Annotated in this window: 5 protein-coding genes; 1 reads left to right on the top strand and 4 read right to left on the bottom strand. The window is 43.6% G+C overall.

The genetic code is table 11. The features are described 5' to 3' along the window. Positions 1-116: 116 nt before the first annotated feature. Positions 117-245 carry a hypothetical protein gene (locus F6J94_RS22840; protein ID WP_293044420.1) on the bottom strand — a complete coding sequence of 43 codons (129 nt, stop codon included), beginning with the start codon at positions 243-245 and terminating at the stop codon, positions 117-119. A gap of 354 nt (positions 246-599) precedes the next feature. On the opposite strand from F6J94_RS22840, the gene F6J94_RS22835 reads away from it, so the two are divergent. Continuing rightward, the gene (locus F6J94_RS22835; protein ID WP_293044418.1) at positions 600-995 is read left to right on the top strand and encodes a hypothetical protein; all 396 of its coding nucleotides are present in this window, start codon (positions 600-602) and stop codon (positions 993-995) included. Positions 996-1,181: 186 nt separating this feature from the next. Here the strand turns inward: F6J94_RS22835 and F6J94_RS22830 are convergent, their stop codons facing one another. From F6J94_RS22830 to F6J94_RS22820, 3 genes are all read right to left on the bottom strand, one after another. Next, the gene (locus tag F6J94_RS22830) at positions 1,182-2,153 is read right to left on the bottom strand and encodes a transposase (RefSeq protein WP_293044416.1); all 972 of its coding nucleotides are present in this window, start codon (positions 2,151-2,153) and stop codon (positions 1,182-1,184) included. 241 nt (positions 2,154-2,394) lie between these two features. Then, a complete protein-coding gene (locus F6J94_RS22825; RefSeq protein WP_293044414.1) occupies positions 2,395-5,940 on the bottom strand; it encodes an NB-ARC domain-containing protein in 3,546 nt (1,181 codons plus the stop codon). 842 nt (positions 5,941-6,782) lie between these two features. Further along, a complete protein-coding gene (locus tag F6J94_RS22820; protein ID WP_293044412.1) occupies positions 6,783-10,241 on the bottom strand; it encodes a GAF domain-containing protein in 3,459 nt (1,152 codons plus the stop codon). Positions 10,242-10,627 lie beyond the last annotated feature (386 nt).

The following is a 10,627-nucleotide window of genomic DNA, read 5'->3' as shown; positions in this document are numbered from 1 at the left end:
GTACAAAGGATTAATCTCCTCCCCCATTACTGGCCCCGCCGGAAATATCGAGTACTTACTTTGGCTAGCCATGGATAGCGTATTACCCTATCCCAATTTAGCAGCAATTAGAGAGATTACCAGCAATAGGGAATAGGGAATAGGGAATAGGGAATAGGGAATAGGGAGTAGGGAGTAGGGAGTAGGGAGTAGGGAGCATAAATATAGCGATTTACAGATAAGTTAATGATGAAAATAGGGCACAAAAGATAAAGTACACAAAGATAAAGTCCAGTTCTTAATCTGCAAGAATAAATAAATTAGATTTAATGCAAAATTCCCTGTTCCCTGTTCCCTGTTCCCTCTTCCATAACAACTCATAAATATGTAATCAATAAATTGGCAAGCCGCTATAAAATTGCAAAATAGTAATTTTTTTTAATTTGTAAAAAAATGTTTCAAATTTAAAAAATATCCTTGACATTTTTCGAGATATTAGTAATAATAAAAATGTCCGATATTTTCCTAGGATTTCTGGACAAAGAGCCGCGCTTCTCAGTTGCACGCTACAAGCGCGGCTCTAGTCCCCAGTCACAAACTATGTGTGAGGTAACTATATCATGCCAAAAAAACGCTCTAATGATCATTTGATTAAGTGTCAGCGAGCCCTAGACCGCCTTGCCCAACTTGCCCAGAGCCAATCCATAAGCCAACATTCCTATCCTCGTCCCATCACCGAGCGAGAGCGAATTTTGATTGACCTATACAGCTACTGCCCACTGTCGATGACCCCCCAGGAGTTTTATGGGAAATGGCAAGTTAAGCAAGAAGACATTGGTCAAATCTGCTTCCGCTCAACCCACGCCGTAAACACCTGGCTCGCCCAAGGTCCTCGCTATAAATCTCCCTCTTCCGATTCCTTACATCATCTAGCTTTAATGGATTTTATATTAGAAAATTTTGAAGCAATTCCAAAGGATTTATTGAATCGACTCTGCTCAAAGGTTAAAGGTTGAAGAATGAAGAATGTAGAATTGAGAAGGCAGAATGGTGAATTAAGAATTATAAATTTGTAATTATAAATTTCCAATTTATAATTCTTAATTCTTCATTCTAAATTCACCATTCCAAGAATTTATCAAATTTTAAGTATCCTGAGGTGCGACCCGTGGCGAATTTAATTCTTAATGGGTCAAGCGCACCTAAGAACTTTGCTCACCAGAAGCTAGCTGCTGATTAATCACAACTATAAACTCCTCTACAGAAGCAATGGTAATTGCCTGTCTGAGCAACATTGTCAACATGGAGTCATGCTTAATTTGGTTGATTGTTTCCACCAACTCCCTAGGCACATCTTCAAAACGAACCCGAAGTACTTCCAGCAAGGATTCTCGACCCTTTTCCAAAAGGCCGATTTCAATCCCCTCTTGACGAGCAAGGCGTTCAAAACTAGTAACGTAACGCATACTACTCTCCTGTTCATAACGTCTAATTTCTTCTGTAAAGCCGGTTTGCCAGCTATCGGGTAAACTAATTAGCCAATCAATTAACCGGAATAACTCTAGGATATCTTGCCTGCCATAGCCCCGTTGATACAAACGTTTAGCAACTCGTAATTTAATCTGATATCGTTGCTCAACATCTTGTTTAGTTTGCTGATTGGCCAGATGAGCTGCCACAATTACAGCAAACGGATTGTTACTTTCTTCCAACACCTGGGACGAATAATCCAGCAGTTTCACAATCGGGAAGCGCAACAACACCTCACACCCCCAAATAGTGTAACTGTATTCATTCGGTCGCCAGGATCTGCTTTCATCAGCTAAAACAGCTAAACTGACTACTTGACGCCGATATTTGTCAAAAATGCGGTAATTGTACACATAAATCCTCTCAGCAAACACGGATTCGTATTGACTTTGGACTTCCACATGAATTAATACCCAGGTTTCCTGGCCATCCCTGCGCCAAACCTTAACTAATTTGTCTGCTTCCCTAGTGCTAATTTCCCCATCCCGAGCTATCTGTTGGAATTCCTTGTCCAGAAATTCATAGCCTTTGTCCCAGTCAATATTTTCCTCAATTTCGGGGAATAAAAATGCCATAAAGGGTTGGAAATATAAGGAAATTGCCTCTTTCCATGGATTATCGTAGTCTGCACGTTGATTGGTCATCACTCATGGAATAAATTAAGAATTAAGAATTAAGAATTAAGAATTAAGAATTAAGAATTAAGAATTAAGAATTAAGAATGAAGGATGAATAATGAAGCATGAAGCCTGAAGCCTGAAAAAAAATCCAAGTCTCAAGTCTCAATTCTCAATTCTACATTCTCAATTCTCAATTCCCAATTCTCAATTCCCAATTCTCAATTCTCAATTCTCAATTCTCAATTCTCAATTCTACATTCTCAATTCATCCCATCGCCCCCAACGTTTTCAGAGTTGCTTTCTGTGCTTCAGTTAACCCTCTAACTCCAGTAATATTCATAGCTTCATAGAGTCTAGGAGTTCTCAGAATTTTCAAACACTCCCCTGTTTCTACATCCTTTAGTCTTACGGTTTGGTCTTGAGACCCACTGGCCATAATTTGACCATCTACACTGAAGGCGACTGAAGAGACCAGATGGCTATGTCCGGTGCAAATGTCAAGGCACTCCCCTGTGGAAACATCCCAAAGTCTCACCGTTTTGTCAGCACTGCCACTGCTTAGGGTTTTCCCATCGGGACTGAAAGCAACTGACAATACCCAATTGGTATGTCCGATCAAGGTTTTGCAGCACTTACTCTCACCAATATCCCACAGCTTCACCGTGTGGTCTGTACTGCCACTAGCCAAAAGCTGACCATTGGGACTAAAGGCCACGGAGTGGACTCGATTACTATGTCCGCGCAAAATTCCTACACAGCTTCCGGTTTCACAATTCCATAACCTCACCGTGTGGTCAGCACTACCACTGGCTAAGGTTTTCCCGTCATTACTGAATGCCACTGAACATAGTCTATCAGTATGTTCTTGAAACGTTCTGATGCAGTGACCTGTGCTGACATCCCACAGCTTGACCGTGTGGTCGGCACTGCCACTGGCTAAGGTTTTCCCGTCACTACTGAATGCCACTGAAAATACCCAATCCCTATGGCCATATAGTGTTCTCATGCAGCGACCTGTGCTGATATCCCACAGCCTGATCGCATTGTCTGTACTGCCACTGGCTAAGATTTTCCTATCACTACTAAATGCCACTGAATAGACAAAGTCAGTATGTCCGGGCAAAGTTCTGATGCAGCTACCAGTATCATAATCCCATACTCTCACCGTGTAGTCGTTACTGCCACTAGCCAGGGTGTGACCGTCACTACTAAACGCGATGGGCATTGCCCAATCCGTATGTCCATACCAAGTTTTCAAGCATTGACCGGTTTGATAATCCCACAGCTTCACCTTTTGGTCTAAACTCACACAAACCAAGGTTTTTCCATAAGGACTAAAGGCCACTGAAAATACCTGATTGCTGTGTCCATGCAAGGTTTTCAAACATTCATTGGTGCTAGTATCCCAGAGCCTAACGATGTGGTCGCCACCGCCACTAGCCAGGGTTTTGCCATCTGGACTAAAGGCCACTGAGTAGACACCACTACTATGTCCTGTGTAAGTTCTTAAGCAGCGACCTGTGCTTACCTCCCAAAACTTTACCGTGTGGTCGGCACTGCCAGTGGCTAAGGTTTTCCCGTCACTGCTGAATGCCACTGACCCAACGCAATCCCTATGTCCAGTGCCAGTGTTCAGGCATTCACCAGTGCCACTATCCCAGAATCTCACCGTGTGGTCGTCACTGCTACTGGCTATAGTTTTACCATCTGGACTAAAGGCAACGGATCTAACCCAACTGCTATGTCCGGTGCAAGTTTTGAGACATTCTGCAGTTTTGATATCCCAGACTTTCAAGGTGTGGTCGCCACTGCTAGTAACTAGGGTCTTACCATCTGGACTAAAAGCGACTGAACATACCTCATTACTATGTCCGGTACAAGTGTTTAAGCACTTACCATCACTGACATCCCAAAACTTAACGGTGTGATCCGCACTGCAACTAGCTAAAATTTTACCATCATGGCTGAAAGCAAGGTCCCGTACCAAATTGGTGTGACCTTCACACATCAAAACTAGTTTACCGCTTGGTACTTGCCAAAGGCGAACCTTCCAATCTGTATCACAGGTTGCTAATACTTTACCATCTGGACTGAATGCTGCTGATAAAATATTTCCTAAGGTTTCCGTAAATAATGAGCTGGTTAAGTCAGCATTAGCGAAATTGACATTGTGTAATTTAATCCCCTCTAGGTTAGCTTGCCAAACTGTTAGATTAGAAAAGTCATAGCTGCTTAAATCCACCTGTAATTGGCGCAGTATATTAATTATATTGCCGCAGATATATGCCGTATATTGAGTTATTTGTTTAACCGTGGAAGTTGGGGAGCGCACCATTGATATAATTTCTAGCAAGTGATTGGTGAGCTGTTCTGTGCAACCAAAACTGGCGAGTAATCTCTCAATAATCGGTTCGAGAATTAGACACACTTGAGTATCCCAAACATACTCAGGGGCAGTGGCTTTGACTAATGCGTGAGTGCGCAACAGAGCAAAATTTTGACTAGTAATTTCCTCAGGAATCTGCTCAATTAATCGATTAACCATGTATTCCATCACTACAGGTTGTTGGGTAAACCCAGCCGAGGTTTTCTCAATTAATGAGCGCCGTTGTAGAGACCCTAAAGACTGTAAAATGTCAGGAGCGCATCGGTGGCAGACAACGTCCTGTTCCAACTCCTTAAAAAAAACCGGTTCGCGATTAATAGCTAGCCAGTACATCAGGTCTTGTTGTGTAGCACTCAGGCGCTGAAACTGCCGGTCTAGCAAATCCCGAATATCATCAAAAATGAATGAGCCTTGCTTTAAAAAATTCAGGAACTGAGCAATATTGCCATAAAAAAAGTCTCTGACCACACAAGCCACCATTTTTAAGGCTAAAGGATTGCCAGCATAGTGCTCAATCACGGTCAGCCACTGGGTGTCATCCCCAGCAAAATTTCCTTTTTCCTTCAAGATTTCCTGTCCATCGGTGTCTGATAACCCTTTGAGTGGGAAGCAGCGAATGGGTAAGTTTTCCCCCTCCAGGATAATCAAGTCCTGGGGTGGCTCCCGAGACGTCAGTAATAGACAGCTGTGGTGGGCGGTTTCACCAATACTTCTGAGCAGCTCACCGTATTCAGCATATCCTTCTCGATAACTACCGGTGCGATCGCCACTTTGCAGAATCGACTCCACATTATCTAGAACTAGCAAGCAACGCCCCCGTTGTAAATACCGAATCAATCGCAGAATTTTGCCATCCACAGAGGAGGGTAAATTGGTTTCCTGCTGTCGAGACAGAAATTGAATCAGGTCTGCCAGGAGTTCTTCTAGGGGAGGCGCATTGCGTAGAGTGCGCCAAATCACAAACTCAAATTTATCTTCCAGAAGATGGGCTAAGGTCACAGCCACAGAGGTTTTACCAATTCCCCCCATCCCTAGAAGTGTGACCAGGCGGCAGTTGTCCTGAAGAATCCATTGCTGTAGGGTCTTGAGTTCTTCAGTACGACCGTAGAAATCTCTTAGCTTTGGTGCTTGTCCCCAATCAACACGTCTAATTTGAGCTAGATTGGGACTCTTGCCGTTATTGATTTGATCTGGCTTAATCTGATCTGGCTCAACAACCTTTTCCCAATCAACCCCTACAGCACTACAAATAGCAATGAAGTTGTCACAGCGAATCGGTTGTCTGGCCCAAAATCGGTTTAAGGTTGCCCTAGAGGTGAAGGCACTGCTACACCAAACTTCTGCGGTTTTGTTCCATCTTTTCAGGCGTCTAGCCTGGTCAACCCATTTGAGTCCTAATTCAGAAGCTCGCACTGAATTCTTCATAGCCCAATCTGCTTCTGCTCACTATCCACGCCAATTGTTATGCCAAAATCTGAGAGTACCATGAAGTCAATCTGAGACAATTGACATAATAACCTTAAACAAGGGCACAGGTAACTTCGGATCTTAGAACAGCAAGGGTTTGAGGAATTTTAAGTTTTTTGAACACAGTTAATATAATTTAATAGCAGTTCTCAAATCGGTGAGGGACTTTCGTCCTAGGGAGTAGGGAATAGGGAGTAGGGAAGTCAGAAGAGGAATCCCTTAATCAAGAGGGTACGGAATTGGTAAAAAATCTTGTTTACCTCATTATATCATGTTCGGATAATTAGTGATAAAAAACCTGATCCGATGAAACCTTACTCCTTTACTTCAGCATAGCTGCCTGCCCACCTTCCGGGCGGTGGTTTAGGGGGGATTCCCTCTGCCTTCGATTCGGATCTTAGTATAAGTATTCAGGACATGAGCTTACTAGGATAAACGCTATATGTCCAGTTAATTATAGCATTTGAATTTGAAACTATGATTTATATAAAAAGCGATACGATGATTTTTTTTTGTTATGAGAAATAGTGGGGTTGATGATATATTTTTCAAGGCTATATAGCAGTTATAAATTGGGTGAGGGACTTTTGTCCTAGGTTAATGGTAGTAGGGAGTAGGTAGTAGGGAGTAAGGAGTAGAGTAGTGGTAAAGATGTAGTGGTTTTGCTACAAAAAAATCCTATCGAAGAAAGCCCATTTCTGACACTAGGCACCCTGACACTAGGCACCCTGACACTAGGTCAGAAACCTAAAACCTCAAGCCTAAAGCCTAAAGCATTCTAGGGGTTTGAAAAATTTTTGTTAACTTTTTAAACCACTAACCGACTCCTGCAATTCCTGAGCTACGGCTACAGTTGAGGTTAAGGAACTTGAAATTTCCCTAGAGGAATCAAAGGTGCGTTCCGAGAATTGAGCCATCTCTTTGATCAACATAGCAACCCTCTGAGTGGTTTCGCTTTGGGAAACACTCCCCTGGGAAATGGCTGCTACTAGCTGCTCGATCTCGCACGAAGCCGACCTCAGCTGTTTCAGATTCTGCTTAGCTTCCTCAACTCGACTTGTCCCCTTCTCCACCACAGCAGTGCTCTGTTCCATTACCTTCACTAATTGAGACGTTTCTAGGTCGATCTCATCTACTATCTTGTGAATTTCCTGGGTAGCTTTGATCAATTGGTTGGTAAGCTGATTTACTTCTTTGGCAATCACGACAAAACCCTGAATCCCATTACCAGACCGCCCAGCCTCAATCTCAGCGTTAATAGCCAAAACATTGGTTTGGACCAAGAGCATGTTGCTCAAGGCAACCACCTTAGCAATCTTCTCGGAAGATTTACCTAGCTGGTTCACTCTTGACGTGGTTTCGCCAATCGTGTCTCGCAATTCCAGGATACTCTCCTGAGTTAGATGAATAGCACTGCTGCTAGCTTCAACAGTGGTTGCAATTCCATCAACCACCCTCGCCGCCTGATCAGCATTCTCAGCCACTGCTTGAATCGAATCGGTGATTTGCTCCACTGAATCCAGGGCGTGATTGGTTTCTGAAGCTTGCTTAAGAGCATCTTCTGCTAGTTGACCGACTACCACCTCGTTGTTTCCCAGTAAGGTATTGACTTCAACCGCTGAGTTGTTGACCTGGGTTACTATAGTTTGCAAATTTTCAATAATGGTGTTAGAATAATCAGCAACTTTACCAATCTCATCCAAAGTCAGGTCAGAGCGCACTGTCAGATCTCCTAGTGCTGCCCCTTGCAAATTTTCAAGCAGTACCAGCAGTTGCTCCTGGAGTGCTTCTTTTTCCTGTCTTTGCTCTTGAGAAATTCTTTCCGTCTTTTCGAGGAGATTAGCCTGCTCTAGAGCAAAGCCCAATTGAATCGCCACTTGAGTGAAAACGTTGATATCCGTTTCCTGCCAAGCTCTTGGCTGTGAACATTGATGGGCAGCCAGAAAGCCAATCAATTTCCCTGCCACGAAAATCGGTGCCACTAAACTTGCCTTAGCTCCAAGCAGTAGAGAAGTTTGGCCAAGCCTCTCTACTTGGGACTTCTGGTAGTGGGTTAACTCACCCTCAAGATTATCAATGGCTAGAACCTGATGTGACTGGTAGTGATCAACATCCTCTAGGGCAAAATCCAACTCTTCCTTCTGTGTTTCTGGGGTAACAGAGCCATCCAGAGTTACTGAAAGGCCAACCATTGAGCCTTTATGATTCTGTTCGAGGAGGTAAATGATTGTGCGATCGCACGAGAGCGCTCTTTTAATTCCCACCACCGTAGCTGGGAAAATCTTTTCCCGTTCTAGGGATTTAAGCATGCTAGCGGTAATCTCATTTAACGTTTGGGAAATGTCCACCGTGGCTTGCTGCTGTTGCAGGAGCAGGGCTTGGGTGAGGGCATCACCAATTTGTCTAGTTAACTGCTGCATTAACTCACGTTCTGACTCCTGCCAAGGGTGGGGTTTTGAGCAATCATTCGCATACAACAAGCCGAAAAGTTCACCCCCAACTATAATTGGGGCAACTAGGCTGGCTACGACACCAAGGCGTTCAAGGAACTGGCCAGGAGCACCAGTTAGAGTAGCTTGTTGAAGGTTCTCGACACTCACAAGCTTCTCCAACTTAAACTGTCTAATTTCCCCGGTCGTGATTGGTTCATAAATAGTTTGCCCTAGGGCTTGAACCATACCAGAATCTACGACCTCCGCTGCAATTATCCCGCTTTTGAAGTCAGGATTAAAGCGATAGATAAACACACGGTCTGTCTTGAGGGCAAGGTGTACCCCATAAACGGAAGTTTGTAGGATATTGTCGAAGTTTAAGGATTGCTGAAGCTGGTTGCTGACTAGCGCTAGTGTCCGCGCCTGTTCAGTTTCTTGTTCTTGCTCCTGTAATCGACCTTTGACCCGTGTCACCAGGTTATTAAAGACTTGAGCCAATAGCTGCGTCTCGGTAGCACCAACAAGCTCCGCCTGAACGTTCAGGTTGCCTGCAATCACCGCCTTAGCAGTATTAGCCAACTGACCCAAGGGTTTTGCTAACTGATCGGATAAAGCTCTCACTACCAAGGTAATAATAATGCCCAGTAGCACGAACACACTAGCAAAGCCTATTGCCGCTTTTCTACCCGCTGCTCTGAGTTCACTAAGTTTGATCGAGACGGCCACAGTCCAATTGCTATCAGGAACTGCAACCAATATATAGTGCCTGCTATTATGATCAAAGGTGGCCAGCTTTAAGTTTGGGAAAAGTTCTGAATTAGCTGACTTTATGGTCAGTCCCTTCTGCTGCACTGTTTGCCCAGTTTCAACAGCTTCGAGCAAAATTTTTACGTTCTGTACAAGTACTTGATCCTTTGCCCCGAGCAGTTTCTGTGGCTGGTCTTTACTCTTCCCTTGGTAGATGGTATCAACAACAGCCACAGTGTCGTCTTCTTTCAGGGCTAGTAGCTGCATAGATTGAGAATCCCCAATTTCCAAATCCTTCAGCAGGTTTTTAAATATGGTGCTGAAAACCGAGGCAGGCAAAACTCCTCTAACAACCCCTAGGAATTCATCAGTTGCTGGGTCTGTGATCGCTTTGCTGAACTCAATCACGAACCTATCCTCAGTGTGATCAAATTTCGTTTTAATCACCTGCTGACTGGGATCATTTTTTGCATCTTGCCACCAGTCTTCATCCCGTTGGACAAAGTCAGGAGTAGGACTGTTGTAAGCCACATTAAACCCGTGCTTTTCGGTGAAAGATATCTCGGCAAACTCATACATTTCTGTAGTTTTACGTAAGTAATCATTGAGAGCTTGATTTGGCTGGATTAACCGGGTAGCCGAGAAAGACTCTTCAACCTCGTAGTAGGGTAATTTGGAAAGGTTTTGATCTTGAGAAACTTTAGCTGCAGTGCTAGCCGCCTCAACTACTAGAGGGCTAGCCGCCAAAGTAGCAGGTATTCTTTTTGCTTCCTCCAAAAATATATAGAAAACTCTGCCCGCAACTAGGGTTTCACCCTCTAATAGTTGCTCAGCTTGCTGTTGGGAGCTGCGGGAAATAGCACTGTAGCTGAATAGTCCAGCCAGACCTAGAGGGGTTAAAACCGCTGGGAGAATGGTCTTCAATAATTGAGTGCGCAGATCATTACTTTTCCTTTGTGGTTGGGAATTGTTGGAATCGGTGGGTTGACTTGATTGTTGATGGTAGTGCTGTTGTCGATCTTGGGTTATCCCTTGAGGTATGACTGGTAATTCCCAGGGTAAGTCTTTTGAACAATGCATAGGACTGTGACTATTTTTCCGAGAAGGATAACTATAGGGTTTATAAACGAGTTGTAAAAATCCATAAACCAAAAATTCTTGGTATTACAGGAATCTTGGCCGGGTGATAGTTCACAACCTATTTATAATTTATAGATTGACTACAGTTTTTAATGTAACCATATTTATATAGGAATTAATCTCAGTAAATTAACTGAATTTTATGCCTTAAGAGTTACGCCAATTTAATTAATATACGCTATGGATAGTAGTGATATAGCTCAGTACAGGACAAAAGTTGCAAAAAGTGCCAGGGAGAGGGTTTGATGGAAATTACCACAAAGACCACAAACCCTCATGGAACAGATTAACCAACTTCGAGCCAAATTGCGACCCCACCTGGGCTG

This window comes from Moorena sp. SIO1F2 (assembly GCF_010672755.1).
Classification (GTDB): domain Bacteria; phylum Cyanobacteriota; class Cyanobacteriia; order Cyanobacteriales; family Coleofasciculaceae; genus Moorena.
Note: the sequence above shows the minus strand (reverse complement) of the source record. Positions and strands in the feature narration are given on the sequence as shown.

What these genes read in the sequence shown, in the direction of transcription:
- F6J94_RS22830 (WP_293044416.1), bottom strand. Translation starts at nt 2,153, where the DNA reads ATGACCAATCAACGTGCAGACTACGATAATCCATGGAAAGAGGCAATT.
- F6J94_RS22835 (WP_293044418.1), top strand. Translation starts at nt 600, where the DNA reads ATGCCAAAAAAACGCTCTAATGATCATTTGATTAAGTGTCAGCGAGCC.
- F6J94_RS22825 (WP_293044414.1), bottom strand. Translation starts at nt 5,940, where the DNA reads ATGAAGAATTCAGTGCGAGCTTCTGAATTAGGACTCAAATGGGTTGAC.
- F6J94_RS22820 (WP_293044412.1), bottom strand. Translation starts at nt 10,241, where the DNA reads ATGCATTGTTCAAAAGACTTACCCTGGGAATTACCAGTCATACCTCAA.